The sequence below is a fragment of the Streptomyces sp. NBC_00775 genome, assembly GCF_036347135.1.
In the GTDB taxonomy this organism is placed as follows: Bacteria; Actinomycetota; Actinomycetes; order Streptomycetales; family Streptomycetaceae; genus Streptomyces; species Streptomyces lutosisoli.
This window is the reverse complement of the sequence record NZ_CP108938.1, coordinates 4,279,946-4,300,642: the sequence shown is the minus strand read 5'-3', so window position 1 is coordinate 4,300,642 and position 20,697 is coordinate 4,279,946. Positions and strand designations below refer to the sequence as shown.

The 20,697-nt window shown below is 68.4% G+C and carries 14 protein-coding genes; 9 read left to right on the top strand and 5 right to left on the bottom strand.

Features of this window, described 5'->3' with window-relative positions; genetic code table 11:
* Nucleotides 1–47: 47 nt before the first annotated feature.
* The 9 genes from nusG (at nt 48) to OIC96_RS19050 (ending at nt 13,932) form a co-directional block, all read left to right on the top strand.
* Nucleotides 48–926, top strand: a complete 879-nt coding sequence (nusG, locus tag OIC96_RS19090; protein ID WP_330306686.1) for a transcription termination/antitermination protein NusG — start codon at nt 48–50, stop codon at nt 924–926.
* A 193-nt stretch (nt 927–1,119) separates the two neighbouring features.
* Nucleotides 1,120–1,554 (top strand): 50S ribosomal protein L11, encoded by a 435-nt coding sequence (rplK, locus tag OIC96_RS19085; RefSeq protein ID WP_330306687.1) that lies wholly within the window; start codon nt 1,120–1,122, stop codon nt 1,552–1,554.
* 94 nt (nt 1,555–1,648) lie between these two features.
* On the top strand, nt 1,649–2,374 hold the full coding sequence (gene rplA / locus OIC96_RS19080; protein ID WP_330306688.1) for a 50S ribosomal protein L1: 726 nt from the start codon (nt 1,649–1,651) through the stop codon (nt 2,372–2,374).
* Between the two features lie 192 nt (nt 2,375–2,566).
* On the top strand, nt 2,567–3,478 hold the full coding sequence (locus OIC96_RS19075; protein ID WP_330306689.1) for a hypothetical protein: 912 nt from the start codon (nt 2,567–2,569) through the stop codon (nt 3,476–3,478).
* A 118-nt stretch (nt 3,479–3,596) separates the two neighbouring features.
* On the top strand, nt 3,597–4,466 hold the full coding sequence (locus OIC96_RS19070; RefSeq protein ID WP_330306690.1) for a DUF1396 domain-containing protein: 870 nt from the start codon (nt 3,597–3,599) through the stop codon (nt 4,464–4,466).
* A gap of 300 nt (nt 4,467–4,766) precedes the next feature.
* Entirely contained in the window at nt 4,767–5,297 is a 531-nt protein-coding gene (gene rplJ / locus OIC96_RS19065; RefSeq protein ID WP_330306691.1) for a 50S ribosomal protein L10, read from the top strand.
* A 112-nt stretch (nt 5,298–5,409) separates the two neighbouring features.
* Nucleotides 5,410–5,793, top strand: a complete 384-nt coding sequence (gene rplL / locus OIC96_RS19060; RefSeq protein ID WP_148010012.1) for a 50S ribosomal protein L7/L12 — start codon at nt 5,410–5,412, stop codon at nt 5,791–5,793.
* 639 nt (nt 5,794–6,432) lie between these two features.
* Nucleotides 6,433–9,918 (top strand): DNA-directed RNA polymerase subunit beta, encoded by a 3,486-nt coding sequence (gene rpoB / locus OIC96_RS19055; protein WP_330306692.1) that lies wholly within the window; start codon nt 6,433–6,435, stop codon nt 9,916–9,918.
* Nucleotides 9,919–10,032: 114 nt separating this feature from the next.
* Nucleotides 10,033–13,932: a DNA-directed RNA polymerase subunit beta' gene (locus OIC96_RS19050; protein WP_330306693.1), complete on the top strand. Its 3,900-nt coding sequence runs from the start codon at nt 10,033–10,035 to the stop codon at nt 13,930–13,932.
* 69 nt (nt 13,933–14,001) lie between these two features.
* Here OIC96_RS19050 and OIC96_RS19045 read toward each other — a convergent pair whose 3' ends face one another.
* The 5 genes from OIC96_RS19045 to OIC96_RS19025 are packed head-to-tail and all read right to left on the bottom strand — an operon-like array spanning nt 14,002 to nt 20,292.
* Nucleotides 14,002–15,309 carry a M48 family metalloprotease gene (locus OIC96_RS19045; protein WP_330306694.1) on the bottom strand — a complete coding sequence of 436 codons (1,308 nt, stop codon included), beginning with the start codon at nt 15,307–15,309 and terminating at the stop codon, nt 14,002–14,004.
* Nucleotides 15,310–15,341: 32 nt separating this feature from the next.
* A complete protein-coding gene (locus OIC96_RS19040; RefSeq protein WP_330306695.1) occupies nt 15,342–15,860 on the bottom strand; it encodes a Pycsar system effector family protein in 519 nt (172 codons plus the stop codon).
* Nucleotides 15,857–17,278: a PE-PGRS family protein gene (locus tag OIC96_RS19035; RefSeq protein WP_330306696.1), complete on the bottom strand. Its 1,422-nt coding sequence runs from the start codon at nt 17,276–17,278 to the stop codon at nt 15,857–15,859. The genes OIC96_RS19040 and OIC96_RS19035 overlap by 4 nt, the downstream gene beginning before the upstream one ends.
* Nucleotides 17,279–17,281: 3 nt before the next feature.
* Nucleotides 17,282–19,447, bottom strand: a complete 2,166-nt coding sequence (locus OIC96_RS19030) for a hypothetical protein (RefSeq protein WP_330306697.1) — start codon at nt 19,445–19,447, stop codon at nt 17,282–17,284.
* The gene (locus OIC96_RS19025) at nt 19,444–20,292 is read right to left on the bottom strand and encodes a hypothetical protein (RefSeq protein WP_330306698.1); all 849 of its coding nucleotides are present in this window, start codon (nt 20,290–20,292) and stop codon (nt 19,444–19,446) included. The genes OIC96_RS19030 and OIC96_RS19025 overlap by 4 nt, the downstream gene beginning before the upstream one ends.
* Nucleotides 20,293–20,697: the final 405 nt, after the last annotated feature.

Below are 20,697 nucleotides of genomic sequence, written 5' to 3'. Positions count from 1 at the left end.
CCCTTTCGCGTGTTCCACCCCCATGTATCCAGGAAGAAGCAGCCACCGTGTCTGACCCGAACCTGAACGACGCCATCGAGTCGGTCGAGTCCGTAGACGACGAACTCGACATCGTCGAGGGCGCGGACGTCGAGGACGACGAGGTCGAGGCTGCCGACGCCGCCGCCGGCGAGCCCGCCGAGGAAGCGGCCCTGCACGTCGAGGACGAGTCCGGTGAGGACGTCGAGGACGAGGACGTCTCCGAGGAGGACCTCGCCGTCGACGCCGAGGACGCCGACGAGGAAGAGGCCGAAGAAGAGGCCGAGCCCGTCGACCCCGTCACCGCCCTGCGCGAGGAACTGCGCACGCTCCCCGGCGAGTGGTACGTCATCCACACGTACGCCGGTTACGAGAACCGCGTGAAGACCAACCTCGAGCAGCGCGCCGTTTCGCTGAACGTCGAGGACTTCATCTTCCAGGCCGAGGTGCCGCAGGAAGAAGTCGCGCAGATCAAGAACGGCGAGCGCAAGACGATCAAGCAGAACAAGCTCCCGGGCTACGTCCTGGTCCGCATGGACCTGACGAACGAGTCCTGGGGCGTCGTCCGCAACACCCCCGGCGTCACCGGCTTCGTGGGCAACGCCTACGACCCGTACCCGCTGACCCTGGACGAGATCGTCAAGATGCTCGCCCCGGAGGCCGAGGAGAAGGCCGCCCGCGAGGCCGCCGAGGCCGAGGGCAAGCCCGTCCCGCAGCGCAAGGTCGAGGTCCAGGTGCTGGACTTCGAGGTCGGCGACTCGGTCACCGTCACGGACGGCCCGTTCGCCACGCTGCAGGCCACCATCAACGAGATCAACGCCGACTCGAAGAAGGTCAAGGGCCTCGTCGAGATCTTCGGCCGCGAGACCCCGGTCGAGCTCTCCTTCGACCAGATCCAGAAGAACTAGCTCCTTCTGGACGTACGTCTTCCGAACAGGTCAGACGGGCTGTCACAGCCGGTCTGACCTGCTCGGTTTTTAGCCGCACATGGATACCCGTTATCGTTGTGCGGTATGCCTCCATCCGGATCATCACCTCGGTTGAAGGCAGCCGTCCGGGGCGACTCGGACGTAGGAAGGCGAAAACGAAAGAGGACCCGGAATGCCTCCCAAGAAGAAGAAGGTCACGGGGCTTATCAAGCTCCAGATCAACGCCGGTGCGGCGAACCCGGCCCCGCCGGTCGGCCCCGCGCTCGGTCAGCACGGCGTCAACATCATGGAGTTCTGCAAGGCCTACAACGCCGCGACCGAGTCGCAGCGTGGCTGGGTGATCCCGGTGGAGATCACGGTCTACGAAGACCGCTCCTTCACCTTCGTCACCAAGACTCCGCCGGCCGCCAAGATGATCCTCAAGGCCGCGGGTGTCGAGAAGGGCTCCGGCGAGCCGCACAAGACCAAGGTCGCCAAGATCACCGAGGCGCAGGTCCGCGAGATCGCCACCACCAAGATGCCCGACCTCAACGCCAACGACCTGGCCGCCGCGTCGAAGATCATCGCCGGCACCGCCCGTTCCATGGGCATCACGGTCGAGGGCTGACACCCACCTTCGTAGGAACCATGCGGCTTCGGCCGCACGTGGCAGGGCCTGCTCGGTCCGCACCACGACTCCTCAGAACACATCAGGAGCAGCAGTGAGCAAGCGCAGCAAGTCTCTCCGCGCTGCGGACGCCAAGATCGACCGGGAGAAGCTTTACGCCCCGCTCGAGGCCGTCCGTCTCGCCAAGGAGACCTCCACCTCGAAGTTCGACGGCACCGTCGAGGTCGCCTTCCGCCTGGGTGTCGACCCGCGCAAGGCCGACCAGATGGTCCGTGGCACCGTGAACCTCCCGCACGGCACCGGCAAGACCGCCCGGGTCCTGGTCTTCGCGACCGGTGACCGTGCCGAGGCCGCACTCGCCGCGGGTGCCGACATCGTCGGCTCCGACGAGCTCATCGACGAGGTTGCGAAGGGCCGTCTGGACTTCGACGCCGTCGTCGCCACCCCGGACCTCATGGGCAAGGTCGGCCGCCTGGGCCGCGTGCTCGGTCCCCGTGGCCTGATGCCGAACCCGAAGACCGGCACCGTGACCCCGGACACCGCCAAGGCTGTGACCGAGATCAAGGGCGGCAAGATCGAGTTCCGCGTCGACAAGCACTCGAACCTGCACTTCATCATCGGCAAGACCTCGTTCGACGAGACCAAGCTGGTGGAGAACTACGGCGCCGCGCTGGACGAGATCCTTCGTCTGAAGCCGTCGGCCGCCAAGGGTCGCTACATCAAGAAGGCCACGATCAGCACCACGATCGGCCCCGGCATTCAGCTCGACTCGAACCGCACCCGCAACCTCCTCGTCGAGGAGGACCCGGCCGCCGTCTGAGCCTCCCGCTCACCCCGGTGACCGCGTCGCGTACGCGTTCTTGACACGGGCCCCGCAACCTTTCGAGGTGCGGGGCCCGTCTCCTTTTCCGGAGACGTTCCCGGGGCGAACCCGCGGACGATATTCCGGATACGAGTGTCAGTGGGCTGCGCTAGCGTGCAGAGCACAGGATTCGCATAGGGGTGGGGACCAATGAAGAGCATGACCGTGCGCCGCGTGACCCTTTCGATCGCGCTGACGACCGCTCTGGCGGGGGTGGCCGCCTGTGGTTCCTCAGGCGGCTCGGGGAGCTCCGGCAAGGACGACAAGGCGGTGCACAAGGGCACGACGCATGTCAGCCCCATAGCCGCCCTGCGCTCCGCCGAGAAGTCCACCGACGGCGCCGACTCCGCCAAGGTCGAGTCCTCGACGACCATGGGCACGATGATGTCCATGACGGCGAACGGCACCATGGGCTGGGCCGACGGTCTCACCGGCACCATGACGATCACGTACACCGGCGGCACGCTGGCCGACACGATGCGTCAGACGGGCAGCACGTCCATGCAGGCCCGCTATCTGCCCGACGCCTACTTCGCGAAGATGAGCGACAAGTTCGCCGAGCAGACCGGCGGCAAGCACTGGATCAGGTACGGGTACGACGATCTGGCCAAGCTCGGCGGCAGCTCGGGCGCGTACCTCAAGGACCAGATGCAGAACACCACGCCGAACCAGTCGGTGAAGCTCCTGCTGGCCTCCGGCGACGTCAAGAAGGTCGGCGAGGACAGGGTGCGAGGCGAGCAGACCACGCACTACTCGGGCACGGTGAACGTCGCGGACATGGCGACCAAGACCTCCAACCTCAGCGCGAGCCAGCTGGCCGACCTGAAGAAGCAGCTCACTGCGGCCGGCGTCAGCACGGAGAAGGTCGACATCTGGGTCAACGGCGACAACCTGCTGGTCAAGAAGGTCGAGAAGGGCGAGCTGTCCAGCGGCACGATGTCCTCGACGGCGTACTACAGCGACTACGGCGTGAAGGTCTCCGCCACGGAGCCCCCGGCCAGCGACACCGCCGACTTCAAAGACCTGCTGAAGGCGCAGAGCACGGGCGGCACCACCTCCTGATCGAACCTCCGGATCGAACCTCCTGAACCCCACAAAACTCAGAAGACCGCCTGAACCCCCTGGGCTACGCTCACGGCCGACTGTCTGTGAATCGACCATTTGTTTCCTGGGGGGAATCATGGGGTTTTCTGTGGATGCGGCCGTGCGGCGCAGGGCTGCGGGCGTGACGCTCGCCGTCCTGGTCCTCGGCGGGGGCGGCGTCGCCTGCGCGAAGGGCGACGCGGGGGAGTCGCCCAAGATGTCACCCGCGGCGGCCGTCGCCAGGGCGGCGAAGAACGCGGACGACATCACCTCCCTCCGCTACCGCATGTCGGGCCGGGTCCCGCAGGAGGGCCGGGTCGGGGGCGAGGGGGCGCTGAGCCTGAAACCACCGGCCATGAGCCTGAGGACGGCTGCGCTGGACGGGCCCGACAAGGGGAAGAGCGTCGAGATGCGGCTGGTCGACGGGGTGCTGTACATGGGCGGGGGCGCCGAACCCGTCGGGGGGACGGACGGCAAGCACTGGATGAAGTTCGACCTGTCCGGGCACAGCCGCACGTCCGGCGGGATGACGTTCGACACCACCAAGTGGCGGGACGAGACCGGCAAGAACCCGGCCCAGGAGGCCGGCTTCCTGGCCGGCTCCAAGGACGTGAAGAAGGTCGGCACCGAGAAGGTCGACGGCGTCCGGACCACCCACTACAAGGGGACGGTGACCCTCGACGCCATCCGCGCGAACCTGAGGACCAAGGACAAGGCGGTGCGGGAGCGGCGCGAGAAGAACCTCAAGCAGTACGAGGAGATGGGCGCCGACAAGCTCACGATGGACCTGTGGATCGGTCCGGACGACCACACCAAGCAGTTCCGGGTGCGCGCCGCCGCGGACAAGGGCCCGTTCGACGTCACCATGACCTTCCTCGACTACAACAAGCCGGTGACCGTCAAGGCCCCGGCCGCCAAGGACACGGTCGACCTCGCCAAGGCCATGAAGGACGCCCAGAAGGGCTGAGCCGCGCGGAATCCTGGCGTCGTACGACCGGATTTGCCTGACCTCGACGCCTTCACGTACTCTTCCCCAGAAGCCAAAGACCGCTGGTCGTTGCCTTGCGCTCGTAAGAGGGCGGGGTGGCCGAAGGATCCGCTGAAACTGCGGACGACCCGCGTAGGTGACCGTGGATGTGCTCCCGGAGTTCGCTTGCCCAGCTTGCGGATGTTCCGGTCGAGCTACGCCCCGTGCGCCTGCGCCGGGGCGTTTCGTTTTGTCAGCCCCTTCTGAGCGGTCCTCATCACCCGGAAGGAGGCCACGCTTATGGCAAGGCCCGACAAGGCTGCCGCGGTAGCCGAGCTCGCGGATGCGTTCCGCAGCTCGAACGCCGCCGTGCTGACCGAGTACCGGGGTCTCACCGTGGCGCAGCTCAAGACGCTGCGTCGTTCGCTCGGTGAAGACGCCCAGTACGCCGTGGTGAAGAACACGCTGACCAAGATTGCGGCCAACGAGGCCGGGATCTCCACGCTCGACGACCTGTTCAACGGTCCGACGGCGGTCGCCTTCATCACCGGTGACCCGGTGACGTCGGCGAAGGGTCTTCGTGACTTCGCCAAGGACAACCCGAACCTCGTCATCAAGGGCGGTGTCCTTGACGGCAAGGCGCTGTCCGCCGACGAGATCAAGAAGCTTGCGGACCTTGAGTCCCGCGAGGTTCTGCTCAGCAAGCTGGCCGGTGCGTTCAAGGGCAAGCAGTCCCAGACTGCCTCGCTCTTCCAGGCGCTCCCCTCGAAGTTCGTCCGCACCGCGGAGGCGCTTCGTGCCAAGCAGGCCGAGCAGGGCGGTGCCGAGTAATTCGGCTCGCGCATTGACCGCCGCCGCCTGAGGCGACGGTCGTAGCGGGCCGAACGTACGCCCGCCTCACCAGTACATCCGGCACCTGCCGAATTAGTGGAAGGACGCCATCATGGCGAAGCTGTCCCAGGAAGAGCTGCTCGAGCAGTTCGAGAACCTCACCCTCATCGAGCTCGCCGAGTTCGTGAAGGCCTTCGAGGAGAAGTTCGACGTCACCGCCGCCGCCGCGGTCGCCGTTGCGGGTCCCGCCGCCGCCGGCGCCCCGGCCGAGGCCGCTGAGGAGCAGGACGAGTTCGACGTCATCCTCACGGGTGCCGGCGAGAAGAAGATCCAGGTCATCAAGGTCGTGCGTGAGCTGACCTCGCTGGGCCTGAAGGAGGCCAAGGACCTCGTCGACGGCGCTCCGAAGCCCGTCCTCGAGAAGGTCGCCAAGGAGGCCGCCGAGAAGGCTGCCGAGTCCCTCAAGGGCGCCGGCGCCTCCGTCGAGGTCAAGTGACCCGACGAGTCGTCACGACTCCTCTCGCGGGCTGATACAGCCGCTCAAGTAGCGCTGTAACGCTGACGCACTGAAGAGCGATCACCCATCTGGGTGGTCGCTCTTCGGCGTTCCAGGGGGTGCCCGTAGCGGCTGCCTTGCGCTGTCGGTCGCGACGAGTATGGTGATCTTCGTTCGTGTCTCCAGCCGCCCGTGACGGGCTGCAGGACGGGTTGCAAGACGGGCGGCACGTGACGATCGCAGCACTTGCTCAGGGCATGGGGGGCCTTGACGAACCGCACGCAGCGCGCAATTCTCAGGACGCGTCGTCACAACGATCCGGATCCGAGGCATGGATCGACGGCGAAGAGGGCAGTATCGATGTGCATTGAGGGCGTGGCTTGCCGCAGGTGTTGAGAACAACGAGGGTCTCAAAAAACCGGGACTGGACATCAGTGGGCCTTGTGGCTACACTGACCCTTTGCGCTGCCTGTTAGCTGCCTCCTGCCCGTCACCAGGGGCATGCCCTCGCTTGAGCACCGATGACTTGATCATCCCTGACCTGGCCTTATCCGGCTGAATCAGGAACGACCTGTCTCTGTGTCCCAGTGGGGGGCCGGTACGCGCGTAGTGAGTCCGAGCCCTCGGAAGGACCCCCTCTTGGCCGCCTCGCGCACTGCCTCGACCGCGAATACGAACAACGGCGCCAGCACCGCCCCGCTGCGCATCTCCTTTGCAAAGATCAAGGAGCCCCTCGAGGTTCCGAACCTTCTTGCGCTGCAAACCGAGAGCTTCGACTGGCTGCTCGGCAACGACGCGTGGAAGGCTCGTGTCGAGGCGGCTCTGGACAGTGGACAGGACGTCCCCACGAAGTCCGGTCTGGAAGAGATCTTCGAGGAGATCTCTCCGATCGAGGACTTCTCCGGGTCGATGTCGCTCACTTTCCGCGACCACCGCTTCGAGCCTCCCAAGAACTCCATCGACGAGTGCAAGGACCGCGACTTCACGTTCGCGGCCCCGCTCTTCGTCACGGCTGAGTTCACCAACAACGAGACCGGCGAGATCAAGTCCCAGACGGTCTTCATGGGCGACTTCCCGCTCATGACCAACAAGGGCACCTTCGTCATCAACGGCACCGAGCGTGTCGTGGTGTCGCAGCTCGTCCGCTCGCCGGGCGTCTACTTCGACTCCTCCATCGACAAGACGTCCGACAAGGACATCTTCTCCACGAAGGTCATCCCGTCCCGGGGTGCCTGGCTGGAGATGGAGATCGACAAGCGCGACATGGTCGGTGTCCGCATCGACCGCAAGCGCAAGCAGTCCGTCACCGTCCTGCTCAAGGCTCTCGGTTGGACGACCGAGCAGATCCTCGAGGAGTTCGGCGAGTACGAGTCCATGCGCGCCACCCTGGAGAAGGACCACACCCAGGGCCAGGACGACGCGCTGCTCGACATCTACCGCAAGCTGCGTCCGGGCGAGCCCCCGACGCGTGAGGCTGCGCAGACGCTGCTCGAGAACCTCTACTTCAACCCGAAGCGCTACGACCTCGCGAAGGTCGGCCGCTACAAGGTGAACAAGAAGCTCGGCAGCGAAGCGCCGCTGGACGCCGGGATCCTGACCGTCGAGGACATCATCTCGTCGATCAAGTACCTGGTGAAGCTGCACGCCGGTGAGACCGAGACCGTTGGTGACAACGGCGCCTCGATCGTCGTCGAGACCGACGACATCGACCACTTCGGCAACCGTCGTCTGCGCAACGTCGGCGAGCTCATCCAGAACCAGGTCCGCACGGGTCTGGCTCGTATGGAGCGCGTCGTCCGCGAGCGCATGACGACCCAGGACGTCGAGGCGATCACGCCGCAGACCCTGATCAACATCCGGCCGGTCGTCGCCTCCATCAAGGAGTTCTTCGGCACCAGCCAGCTGTCGCAGTTCATGGACCAGAACAACCCGCTGTCGGGTCTCACCCACAAGCGCCGTCTGTCGGCGCTTGGCCCGGGTGGTCTCTCCCGTGAGCGGGCCGGCTTCGAGGTCCGTGACGTGCACCCGTCGCACTACGGCCGCATGTGCCCGATCGAGACCCCTGAAGGCCCGAACATCGGTCTGATCGGCTCGCTCGCCTCCTACGGCCGGGTCAACGCGTTCGGTTTCGTCGAGACCCCGTACCGCAAGGTCACCGGCGGCGTCGTCACCGACGAGGTCGACTACCTCACGGCCGACGAAGAGGACCGATTCGTCATCGCGCAGGCCAACGCGCCGCTGACGGACGAGCTCCGCTTCGAGGAGTCCCGCGTCCTGGTCCGCCGTCGTGGCGGAGAGGTCGACTACGTCCCCGGTGACGACGTCGACTACATGGACGTCTCCCCGCGCCAGATGGTGTCGGTCGCGACCGCCATGATCCCGTTCCTCGAGCACGACGACGCCAACCGTGCCCTCATGGGCGCGAACATGATGCGTCAGGCCGTGCCGCTGATTAAGTCCGAGGCGCCGCTCGTCGGCACCGGCATGGAGTACCGCTGCGCCGTCGACGCCGGCGACGTACTCAAGTCGGAGAAGGACGGTGTGGTCCAGGAGGTCTCCGCGGACTACGTCACCACCGCCAACGACGACGGCACGTACACCACGTACCGCCTGCACAAGTTCTCCCGCTCGAACCAGGGCACCTCCGTCAACCAGAAGGTTGTCGTGGACGAGGGCGCCCGCGTGATCGAAGGCCAGGTCCTGGCCGACGGTCCCGCGACCGAGGACGGCGAGATGGCGCTCGGCAAGAACCTGCTCGTGGCGTTCATGCCGTGGGAGGGTCACAACTACGAGGACGCGATCATCCTGTCGCAGCGCCTCGTGCAGGACGACGTCCTCTCCTCGATCCACATCGAGGAGCACGAGGTCGACGCCCGTGACACCAAGCTCGGCCCCGAGGAGATCACCCGGGACATCCCGAACGTCTCCGAAGAGGTCCTCGCCGACCTCGACGAGCGCGGCATCATCCGCATCGGTGCCGAGGTCGTCGCCGGCGACATCCTGGTCGGCAAGGTCACGCCCAAGGGTGAGACCGAGCTGACCCCGGAGGAGCGTCTGCTCCGTGCGATCTTCGGTGAGAAGGCACGCGAGGTGCGCGACACCTCGCTGAAGGTGCCGCACGGCGAGATCGGCAAGGTCATCGGCGTCCGCGTCTTCGACCGTGAAGAGGGCGACGAGCTGCCGCCGGGCGTGAACCAGCTGGTTCGTGTCTACGTGGCGCAGAAGCGCAAGATCACGGACGGTGACAAGCTCGCCGGCCGCCACGGCAACAAGGGTGTCATCTCCAAGATCCTGCCCATCGAGGACATGCCGTTCCTCGAGGACGGGACCCCGGTCGACATCATCCTCAACCCGCTCGGTGTGCCGTCCCGAATGAACCCGGGACAGGTTCTGGAGATCCACCTCGGCTGGCTCGCCAGCCGCGGCTGGGACGTCTCCGGTCTCGCCGACGACTGGGCGCAGCGCCTGCAGGCCATTGGTGCCGACCAGGTCGCCCCGGGCACCAACGTCGCCACCCCCGTCTTCGACGGTGCGCGTGAGGACGAGCTCGCGGGTCTGCTGCAGCACACCATCCCGAACCGCGACGGCTCGCGCATGGTCCTCCCGACCGGCAAGGCCCCGCTGTTCGACGGCCGCTCCGGCGAGCCGTTCCCGGAGCCCGTCTCCGTCGGCTACATGTACATCCTCAAGCTCCACCACCTGGTCGACGACAAGCTGCACGCTCGGTCGACCGGTCCGTACTCGATGATCACCCAGCAGCCGCTGGGTGGTAAGGCCCAGTTCGGTGGCCAGCGCTTCGGTGAGATGGAGGTGTGGGCGCTGGAGGCTTATGGCGCCGCGTACGCCCTCCAGGAGCTGCTGACCATCAAGTCCGACGACGTGACCGGCCGCGTGAAGGTCTACGAGGCCATCGTCAAGGGCGAGAACATCCCTGAGCCCGGCATCCCCGAGTCCTTCAAGGTGCTCATCAAGGAGATGCAGTCTCTGTGCCTCAACGTGGAGGTGCTGTCCAGCGACGGTATGTCCATCGAAATGCGTGACACCGACGAGGACGTCTTCCGCGCGGCGGAGGAGCTCGGCATCGACCTGTCCCGGCGCGAGCCGAGCAGCGTCGAAGAGGTCTGACGGGAGTCCGGCCGGGCCTTGGCCACCTGTGGAAAAGGTGATCAAGGCCCGCCGGCCCCAGGACCCCCGTATCAGACCCCTAAGACTTACAACCCTGAGAGGGATTGACGCATAGTGCTCGACGTCAACTTCTTCGATGAGCTCCGGATCGGTCTGGCCACCGCTGACGACATCCGTCAGTGGAGCCACGGCGAGGTCAAGAAGCCCGAGACCATCAACTACCGCACCCTCAAGCCCGAAAAGGACGGACTCTTCTGCGAGAAGATCTTCGGTCCGACCCGGGACTGGGAGTGCTACTGCGGCAAGTACAAGCGCGTCCGCTTCAAGGGCATCATCTGTGAGCGCTGTGGCGTCGAGGTCACTCGCGCCAAGGTGCGTCGTGAGCGGATGGGCCACATCGAGCTGGCCGCTCCTGTCACCCACATCTGGTACTTCAAGGGCGTTCCGTCGCGGCTGGGCTACCTGCTCGACCTCGCCCCGAAGGACCTCGAGAAGGTCATCTACTTCGCGGCGTACATGATCACGTACGTCGACGACGAGCGCCGCACCCGTGACCTGCCCTCGCTGGAGGCGCACGTCTCCGTCGAGCGTCAGCAGATCGAGAACCGTCGCGACTCCGACCTCGAAGCCCGCGCCAAGAAGCTCGAGACCGACCTAGCCGAGCTTGAGGCCGAGGGCGCCAAGGCCGACGTACGCCGCAAGGTGCGCGAAGGTGCCGAGCGTGAGATGAAGCAGCTGCGTGACCGTGCGCAGCGCGAGATCGACCGTCTCGACGAGGTGTGGACCCGCTTCAAGAACCTCAAGGTCCAGGACCTCGAAGGCGACGAGCTCCTCTACCGCGAGCTGCGTGACCGCTTCGGCACGTACTTCGACGGTTCGATGGGTGCCGCGGCGCTGCAGAAGCGCCTGGAGTCCTTCGACCTGGAGGAGGAGGCCGAGCGCCTCCGCGAGATCATCCGCACCGGCAAGGGCCAGAAGAAGACCCGTGCGCTGAAGCGGCTGAAGGTCGTGTCTGCCTTCCTGCAGACCTCCAACAGCCCCAAGGGCATGGTCCTCGACTGCGTCCCGGTCATCCCGCCGGACCTTCGCCCGATGGTGCAGCTGGACGGTGGCCGCTTCGCGACCTCCGACCTGAACGACCTGTACCGCCGTGTGATCAACCGCAACAACCGTCTGAAGCGACTCCTTGACCTCGGTGCCCCCGAGATCATCGTGAACAACGAGAAGCGCATGCTTCAGGAGGCCGTCGACGCGCTCTTCGACAACGGCCGTCGTGGTCGCCCGGTCACGGGCCCCGGCAACCGTCCGCTGAAGTCGCTGTCCGACATGCTCAAGGGCAAGCAGGGTCGATTCCGTCAGAACCTGCTCGGCAAGCGTGTGGACTACTCCGCGCGTTCCGTGATCGTCGTCGGTCCGCAGCTGAAGCTGCACCAGTGTGGTCTGCCCAAGGCCATGGCGCTGGAGCTCTTCAAGCCGTTCGTGATGAAGCGCCTGGTCGACCTGAACCACGCGCAGAACATCAAGAGCGCCAAGCGGATGGTCGAGCGCGGCCGCACGGTCGTCTACGACGTCCTGGAAGAGGTCATCGCGGAGCACCCGGTTCTGCTGAACCGTGCGCCCACGCTGCACCGCCTCGGCATCCAGGCCTTCGAGCCGCAGCTGGTCGAGGGCAAGGCCATCCAGATCCACCCGCTCGTCTGCACCGCGTTCAACGCGGACTTCGACGGTGACCAGATGGCCGTGCACCTGCCGCTCTCCGCGGAGGCGCAGGCCGAGGCCCGCATCCTGATGCTGTCCTCGAACAACATCCTGAAGCCGGCTGACGGTCGCCCCGTCACCATGCCGACCCAGGACATGGTTCTTGGTCTGTTCTTCCTCACCACCGACGGCGAACTCCGCGACGTCAAGGGCGAGGGCCGCGCGTTCGGCTCCACCGCCGAGGCGACGATGGCGTTCGACGCCGGGGAGCTCGCGCTCCAGTCGGCCGTCGACATCCGCTTCCCGGTGGGCACCATCCCGCCGCGCGGCTGGACCCCGCCGGCGCGCGAAGAGGGCGAGCCGGAGTGGCAGCAGGGTGACACCTTCCGCCTCCGTACGACTCTGGGCCGTGCGCTCTTCAACGAGCTGCTGCCCGAGGACTACCCGTTCGTCGACTACTCGGTGGGCAAGAAGCAGCTCGGCGAGATCGTCAACGACCTGGCCGAGCGCTACCCCAAGGTCATCGTGGCGGCGACGCTCGACAACCTGAAGGCGGCGGGCTTCTACTGGGGCACCCGCTCCGGCGTCACCGTGGCCATCTCCGACATCGTCGTCCCCGACGCGAAGAAGGAGATCGTCAAGGGCTACGAGGCTCAGGACGAGAAGGTCCAGAAGCAGTACGAGCGCGGTCTGATCACCAAGGACGAGCGCACGCAGGAACTCATCGCGATCTGGACCAAGGCGACCAACGAGGTTGCCGAGGCGATGAACGCGAACTTCCCGAAGACGAACCCCATCTTCATGATGGTTGACTCGGGTGCCCGAGGAAACATGATGCAGATGCGTCAGATCGCCGGTATGCGTGGTCTGGTGTCGAACGCCAAGAACGAGACGATCCCGCGTCCGATCAAGGCCTCCTTCCGTGAGGGCCTGTCGGTGCTGGAGTACTTCATCTCGACGCACGGTGCTCGTAAGGGTCTGGCGGACACGGCCCTCCGTACCGCCGACTCGGGTTACCTCACCCGTCGTCTGGTCGACGTCTCCCAGGACGTCATCATCCGCGAGGAGGACTGCGGCACCGACCGTGGCCTCAAGCTGCACATCGCGGAGCGCGGCGCGGACGGTGTCCTGCGCAAGGCGGAGAACGTCGAGACCAGCGTGTACGCACGTGCGCTGGCCGAGGACATCACCGTCGACGGCAAGGTGCTGGCCCCGGCCAACACCGACCTCGGCGACGTCCTCATCGACGAGCTCGTCAAGCACGGCATCGAGGAGGTCAAGACCCGCTCGGTCCTGACCTGTGAGTCCGCCGTCGGTACCTGCGCCATGTGCTACGGCCGTTCGCTGGCCACCGGCAAGCTGGTCGACATCGGTGAGGCGGTCGGCATCATCGCCGCCCAGTCCATCGGTGAGCCCGGCACGCAGCTGACGATGCGTACCTTCCACACCGGTGGTGTGGCCGGTGACGACATCACCCAGGGTCTGCCCCGTGTCGTCGAGCTCTTCGAGGCTCGTACGCCCAAGGGTGTCGCCCCGATCTCGGAGGCGGCCGGCCGCGTCCGTATCGAGGAGACCGAGAAGACCAAGAAGATCGTCGTCACCCCGGACGACGGCAGCGACGAGACGGCGTTCCCGATCTCGAAGCGTGCCAAGGTCATGGTGCACGAGGGCGACCACGTCGAGGTGGGCCAGAAGCTCACCTTCGGTGCGACCAACCCGCACGACGTGCTGCGGATCCTCGGTCAGCGCGCGGTCCAGGTCCACCTGGTCGGCGAAGTCCAGAAGGTCTACAACTCGCAGGGTGTGTCGATCCACGACAAGCACATCGAGATCATCATCCGGCAGATGCTGCGCCGTGTGACGATCATCGAGTCGGGCGACGCGGAGCTGCTGCCCGGCGAGCTGGTCGAGCGTTCGAAGTTCGAGACCGAGAACCGTCGTGTGGTCCAGGAAGGCGGCCACCCGGCCTCCGGCCGTCCGCAGCTGATGGGTATCACCAAGGCCTCGCTGGCGACCGAGTCGTGGCTGTCGGCGGCGTCCTTCCAGGAGACGACCAGGGTTCTGACGGACGCGGCGATCAACGCCAAGTCCGACTCCCTGATCGGCCTCAAGGAGAACGTCATCATCGGTAAGCTCATCCCGGCCGGTACGGGTCTGTCCCGCTACCGCAACATCCGGGTCGAGCCGACCGAGGAAGCCAAGGCCGCGATGTACTCGGCCGTCGGCTACGACGACATCGACTACTCGCCGTTCGGCACGGGCTCCGGCCAGGCCGTCCCGCTGGAGGACTACGACTACGGTCCGTACAACCAGTGAGCTAGGCAGTAGGTAGTACGAAGGGCGGTCACCCCACTTGGGGTGGCCGCCCTTCGGCGTGTGCGGGCCTCAGCGCGGCAGTTGCAGATACGGCTCCAGGGCGCGCAGCCGGGTGTAGTTGTCCGGGTGGCTGGTCAGGAGCTTGGCCAGCCCGCCCGGCTCCTTGAGCCTCTTGCCCTGCGCGGCGGCGTACGCCTTCGCCGCGTCCTCCTCGGCCTGGAAGTGGTGCAGGACCTGGGCCATCTCGGTCGCGAAGCCGAGGGCGGCGGCCTGCTGGTCGGCGCGCAGTTCGCCGAGGCGGCCGGCGTAGGCGAGCAGGTAGGGCGCGATGACGAGGGGAATGGTGATGTACCAGGCGACGATGAACCCGAAGACCACGAACATCCCCATGAAGAGGACCAGGATCCCGGTCGCGGCCAGCGAGAAGACACTGGCGACGGCGAGCGCGATCCGGGCGAGCCCCCGGGTCAGCGCCCAGGCGATCCGGCCGGGCAGCGAGTACCAGTGGCCGAGCAGCCCGGCCCAGGCGTGACCGCCGGTGTGGTGACCGAGTTCATGGGCGAGTACGGCGGCGAGGTTGCTGCTCGGGATCCGGTTCAGCGAGTACGTGGTGACGCTGACGACATGGCCGGCGACCGCGGACGCGTTGAGGTCGTCGCTGTTCTCCACCATCAGTTCGTAGGTGTCCGCCTCGATGCCCGCGCGGGCGGTGACCTCGCGCCAGATCGGCTCCAGGCGCGCCCGCTCCTCCGCCAGCGGCGCCCGCAGCTTGACCACGCGCCGGGCGAAGAGCAGCTCGGTGGGCCGGTGGAAGACGAGGGCCCCGGAGGCCAGCCAGGCCAGCACGACCAGCCATCCCACCACCGAGCCGAACAAGGGCACCGCGACCGCCGCGACCACGGCGAAGCTCACCAGGAAACCCGGGATCTGCGTCGCCAGCTGCCCTATCGCGGTGGCGTCGGCACCCCGCTGATGAGCCGCCACGTGGACGCGGGAGCCCTGGTGGCGGTAGTCGAGGTCGTCGGGCGCGACGGCGGGCCGCGGCACGAAGGGGGCCGGCTGCGGGGCCTGGGCGGGGTACTGCGGGGCGGGGCCGGGGTACGGAGCCGCGGCTCCCGGGTGCTGCGGGGGCGCGCCGGGGTAAGCGGGAGGTGCCGTCGGGTACTGGGGCGGCGCGGGGGTGGCCTGCGGGTAGGGCGGGGGAGCGGCCGGGGCACCCGGGTACGGGGGCGGGGTCGCGGCGCCGGGGTATTGCGGCGGGGTGGCGGCTCCCGGGTACGAGGGCGGGGGAGCGGAGGTGCCCGGGTACTCGGGCGGCGGTGTGGCCGTGCCCGGGTACTGGGGCTCCGGGGACGCCGGTTCTGGTGGCTGGGACATGGGGCTCCTTCGGGTCGTGCTGTCTGGGGACGTCAGCCGATGAGCAGGGCGGTGGGCAGCAGGGCCGTGCCGGCGCAGAAGGCGATCAGGCCGGTGCGGATCCACTGGTGCTTGCGGGCGGCGATACGGCTGGTCTCGGTGAGCGCCGCCGTGAGTCCGGCGGCGGGGTCGCGGTCGGTGTCGGCGAGCGCGGCGGCCAACTGGCCCTCGCGTACGGCCTGTTGGATGTCGCCGAAGTAGCACAGCGGCTGGCCGGGCGCCCAGGAGCCGCGGCGGTAGCGGGGAAGTACGGCGAGGAGCAGCGCGAACAGCGAGAGCGCCAGGGCGGCTGCCCCGGCCCACCACACGGCGGTCCCGGCCCAGGTCAGCTCTCTCGGCGTCCAGCCCCGCCCGGCCAGCAGCCCGCTGAACACCCCCGCCGTCATCCCGAGCGCCGCCACCAGCACGGACGCCTTGCTGTCGGCCCGGGCGATCTCGCCGCGCAACTCGGTGAGCAGCCGCTCGGCGGTGCGGGCGCCACCGGTCACGGGCAGGGTGCCGGGGGTGGTCACGCGGACCCCGCTTCGGGGGAGTCCTGCGGCGGTACGTCGGAGGTGGCGGGCTCTCCCGTGCCGGGGGCCGGGGGCACGACGGGGGTGGGGCCCGCGGCGGCGTACGGCGGCGGCGGTGCGTAGGGGGCGCTGGGCGGCTGCGGCGGGCCGTACGGGGCACCTGGCGGCTGCTGCCGGCCGTACGGCGGTGCCGGTGGCTGGTCCTGCGGTGCCGGGCTGTACGGCTGCTGCGGAGGGGCGGGAGGTGGCGCGGCCTGACCGGCGTACGGGGGCTGACCGGCGTACGGGGCCTGGCCGGCGTACGGAGGCTGACCGGAGGAGGGAGGCTGAGGTGCGTACGGCTGTGCGCCGGGCTGTGGCGGCTGGCCGGGGTGGGACGGCTGGCCCGGATACGGCGGCTGCGGCGGTACGTACGGCTGTCCGGGTGTCGCCCCCGCGGGCAGCGCCGCCTGGCCGCCGTCCTGCGCCGGCGAGGTCTGCTGCTGGATCAGGTCGTTGACGGCGCGCAGGGTCGAGCGGGCGGACTCGGCTTTCTGGAAGTCCTCCAGGGTGTCCCCGGCGATCAGTTCCAACTGGGTCTTGATGATGGACAGTTGGTCCCTCTGGATGGAGCCGACGACCAGCTGGGTGTCCTCGGGGTGCTGGGCGAGGTGCAGGGCCCAGGCGCCGACGCCGCCGTGCTGGAGGTGGTACTGGTAGAAGTTGATCTTCTCGGTGATCAGCTGATGGTTCTGCTGCTGGTGCAGGAACTCCAGCTCGTGCTGGAGCCGGGCCTGACGCAGCCGGAACTCGTGCTCGGGGTCGAGCATTTCGGACTCGTAGCGCAGGGTGCGCTGACGCTTGCGGTGCGCGATCGCCTCGTCGTCCAGCCGAAGGCGTACGACACAGGTCACGGCGAGGCCGATGCCGGCCGCGAAACCGCCTGTCTCGACGGCCTGTTGGACCGCGCGCTCGGCGGACGGGCTGTCCTCGATGGGGAAGCGGCGGCTGACCGGCCGTGCGAACTGGTGGAGTTCACGGGTCAGCCGCGTGGGCACATCGCGCTCACCGCTCGCCACGTACGCGATCGGATCCGCCACCCGCCAGGTCAGATCGGCCGTGGCGCCGAAGGAGAACGCGTCGTCGTCGCTGGGCAGTTCCAGGTCCAGCTGCACCGGGTGGCTGCCCATGTCCACCTCGTACACCGAGGTGTAGCGGCGGGTCGCCGCGTCCGAACGGCTCGGCCGGTGCGGCGGGATGTAGACGTCGTACGAGCCCTTGGCGGTGACGAAGACGAGCGCGTGGTCGATCGCGGTCATCTGACGCCGGGCGGTGTAGTCGAAGCGCGAGATGGGCTTCACGGTCAGCACGGGGTCTCTCAGCGTGCTGTGCCTGTTCGCGTCCTGCTGCCACTCCGGCTGACGGCGGAACTCCGCCATGGTTCAACTCCTCGATGGATCTGGATCTGTGGTGGAGGGGATCAGTACGCCGAGCAGCCGGTCGGCGATCGGTGGGCGCGGGCCGCCGTCCGGGGCGCGCAGGTTGAGCAGCTCATGGCTGAGGCGCTTGCGGTCGTCCGCCGTCACGACCAGCGCGGGCAGCAGGAACTCCAGGGCCCGCGCCGTGTCCGCCCGGCGCTCGGCCACGTGCACCCAGGTGTGCAGGGCGTCCAGGGCTCCGTGGGTGTGCGCGCGGTCGCCGAGAGCGGTGCGCCAGAGGGCGGCGAGGTCGTGGGCCGAGTACGTCTCGTACATACCCGTGGTGGCGTACCACTCGACGAGCGCGTCCTCCTCGTCGTTGTCCAAGGCACGGACGAACGCGGCGAGCGCGAGCGCGCGGACCGAGGCCGTGTCGTGGTGGAGCAGCCGCACCAGCTCGGAGAGCATCTCGCCGCGCCGGACGCCCACGGAGAGCAGCAGGGCCGTCGAATCGATCAGGTTGTCCGCCTCGGCCTGGCTGCTGCCCCCGGCGCGGGCCCGGGCGGCGAGCGCGCTCAGCGCGGGCCCCGCGAGGTCGGGGCGGAGCGGTGTGAGCAGTCCGAAGGCGCGGATCGCGGTCCAGCGGCGGGCCCAGTGGGAGTCCGTGCACCACTGGGTGAGCAGGCGCAGCACGACGGGCGCGTCGAGGAGCTGGGCGAGTGTGAGCGTGTTCGCCGCGGTGACCCGGGGGCCGAAGGCCTTGGAGACGGCCCAGCCGTCGATCAGCAGCGCCACCGCCGAGGGCAGGTCGGCACGGGCGAGCAGCGCGGTGGCCGCGGCGGCCCGGGTCCGGACGACCGGGCGGCCGTCGCGGGCCAGCTCCTTCAGCCAGGCGACCAGCGCGGGCCGGGCCGACGGATGGCCTGTCCACACCTCGGTGAGCAGGACGCGCGGGGTGTTCTCCTTGCGGAAGTACGCCGTGAACTGCGGAACCGCGCCCCATTCGGTCGCCTCGTCGCGCACTTCCCCCGTGGCCCGCGCCCGCTCCAGGCGCGTCTCGGCGGCCAGCCCGAACACCGGGATCTCCGGCGGCTGTTCGGGGTGCTGGAGTCGCTGGAAGTGCACGAACAGCTGGTCCGCGAGCTCGGCGGCGAGGACGTAGGGTGCCTGGTCGAAGACGGCGAGCGAGATGAGGAACGCCTTGTCCCGCAGGGTGGCTTCGGGGTCGCTCAGCCACTCCCGGCACTGCTGCTCGACCGCGGCCTGCCCGAAGTCCGCGAGCCGCGCCGCCGCTTCCTCGCTGCCGTCGTAACCAGCCACCTCCGCCGCGAACTTGGCGGCCTCGGCGGGACGGTGGGCGCCGCGGGAGAGGAAGTCGCGCACGGGGGAGAGAGCGAGGAGGCCGTCGATGTCCCGGTGTCCGGCCAGGTGTGCGCGCAGCACGGCCGCCGCCTCCGGTGCCTCCCAGCGGGACGGAGTGACTCCCAGCAGGAACGGGGTGTTCTCGACGGTCACCACCAGATACCCGTCGACCTTCTTGAGCTGGTCGCGGGCCACGTTCAGATGGGTGTCCCGCAGCGGCCGGTTGCGGCTCAGCGGCAGGTCGCGCAGGACGTGACCGCCCGGCGCGGAAAGCCCCGCGCCCAGGGCCGCGGGGCTCGTCTCCGAGGAGAGGGCGTGCACGGCGGGGACGCCCAGGCGGCGCAGCAGCATGCGGGCGGCCGCGTACCGGCCGCTGGAGTGGGCGCCCGCGAGGACGAGGACGCGTTCCTCGCGCAGCCGGGCCAGGGCGGCCGTGAATGCCGGGGTCTCGACGAAGACCGCGGCCAGCGCGTCGAGCTGCTGACCGGGGATCTCTCCGGAGGCGTAGGCCGCCGAGGCCGCCGGGCCGTGGTGGTGGATTTCCGTCTTGCCGCCCATGAACACATCACGGGCGGTGCCGCCGGACACGCCGTGCTGGGAGCCGCCGACCAGGCTGCCGCCGACGGATGCGGCCTCGTTGAAGATGAACCCCGGGGTGTGCGCGACGAGTTCACGCTGCGCGGCCCGGGCCTCCTGGGTCCGCTCCACGGGCTCGCCGCCGTGGTCGTCGCCGTCGGCGTGGTGCGGTTCGGCGGTCCGGTGCGGCTCTCTGGGCTCCGCCGGTGGTACGTCGTCGGGGGCCGGCGCCGCGGGCGGGGGCACCGTCACGCCGACTCACCCCCGGACCCGCCCAGGTGTACGTCTCCGGTGACCTGGCCGCCGGAGACGCCGTGCTGGTCGCCGCTGACGAAGCTGCCGCCGAAGGTGGGGGAGCCGCCGTTGAACTGGATGACGACGCCGCCGGGAGGGCTGGCGGGACTGGCGGAACTGGCGTGGCCGGCAGGTCCGGGGGAAGCGGGCGGTTCCGCGCCCGGCGCCGGGCTCTCCCCCGAGTCACCCGGCGCCGGGGCTCCCCCCTTTTCACTGTGGTCGTCGGTGCCGTGCGGTACCGGGCCGTGCAGCCAGGCCCGCAGCGCACCGTTCTTGCTGTCCACCGTCACCGGGTGGAAGTCCTCCGCCGGGATGCCGGGGTGGCCGTGGCGCACGATCCCCGTGTGCACGCCCTCCGAGACGCACAGGGCGAAGTCGTCCGCCCGCTCGCGCAGGGCCGCGCGCAGCAGCTGGGCGTCGAGGAGACGGCAGGCGTGGTTCAGGTCGGAGCCGACCCAGCCGTCGTGGTCGTCGATGGCGACGTAGCCCGTGGCGACGACGCCGCGCAGGCGGATCTGGGCGGAGCTGGATGCCATGCGGTTGACCGCGCGCAGCTGGACGGGGACCTCGGTGAGGAGGGCGCGGAGGAGGGCGGTGACCGAGGCGTTGGCGTCGATCAGTTCCATGACGGAGTCGCCGCGGTCGGCGCGGAGCCTCAGGCGTTCGTCGATGCCCGCGCTTTCCAGGGTGCGGTCGGTGATGTCGTACAACATCCGCCGCAGATAGGCCTGTTCGACGTCGTCCCGGTCGCTGTACTTCTCGATGTCCAGCAGAAGGATGGTCCGGCTCACGGGGTCGGTCATGGTCGCCTTTCGGTGGGGGCCTTGCGCCTGGCAAGCAGAGTGGCGGCCACGGGGGGCGATGTGTGAGGGCGGATTTCCCACTTGAAGTGTGACGGGGTGCACAGAACCAGGCGGGCGTCACTTGAGCCACGGTTCTTCGCCCCCGCCGCCCCTACCCGTCCCATCCCCAGGGGCTCTGCCCCTTCGACCCCGTTCGGTTGTGTGTCGGGTGCGGGTGGGTGGGGGCTGGTCCAAAAGATTGCGCAGTTCCCCGCGCCCCTAAAAAGACCCCGGGCCGGGGGCGATGGGGCGCAGCCCCGAGCCGTTAGGGGCGCGGGGAACTGCGCGACCAGCCCCCACCCACCCGCAGCCAAAGAACCGGCCCACGGGTCTGGGGCGGAGCCCCAGGAACGGATGGGACGGGTA

What these genes read in the sequence shown, in the direction of transcription:
- rplK (WP_330306687.1), top strand. Translation starts at nt 1,120, where the DNA reads ATGCCTCCCAAGAAGAAGAAGGTCACGGGGCTTATCAAGCTCCAGATC.
- OIC96_RS19075 (WP_330306689.1), top strand. Translation starts at nt 2,567, where the DNA reads ATGAAGAGCATGACCGTGCGCCGCGTGACCCTTTCGATCGCGCTGACG.
- OIC96_RS19070 (WP_330306690.1), top strand. Translation starts at nt 3,597, where the DNA reads ATGGGGTTTTCTGTGGATGCGGCCGTGCGGCGCAGGGCTGCGGGCGTG.
- rplJ (WP_330306691.1), top strand. Translation starts at nt 4,767, where the DNA reads ATGGCAAGGCCCGACAAGGCTGCCGCGGTAGCCGAGCTCGCGGATGCG.
- rplL (WP_148010012.1), top strand. Translation starts at nt 5,410, where the DNA reads ATGGCGAAGCTGTCCCAGGAAGAGCTGCTCGAGCAGTTCGAGAACCTC.
- OIC96_RS19045 (WP_330306694.1), bottom strand. Translation starts at nt 15,309, where the DNA reads ATGTCCCAGCCACCAGAACCGGCGTCCCCGGAGCCCCAGTACCCGGGC.
- OIC96_RS19035 (WP_330306696.1), bottom strand. Translation starts at nt 17,278, where the DNA reads ATGGCGGAGTTCCGCCGTCAGCCGGAGTGGCAGCAGGACGCGAACAGG.
- OIC96_RS19025 (WP_330306698.1), bottom strand. Translation starts at nt 20,292, where the DNA reads ATGACCGACCCCGTGAGCCGGACCATCCTTCTGCTGGACATCGAGAAG.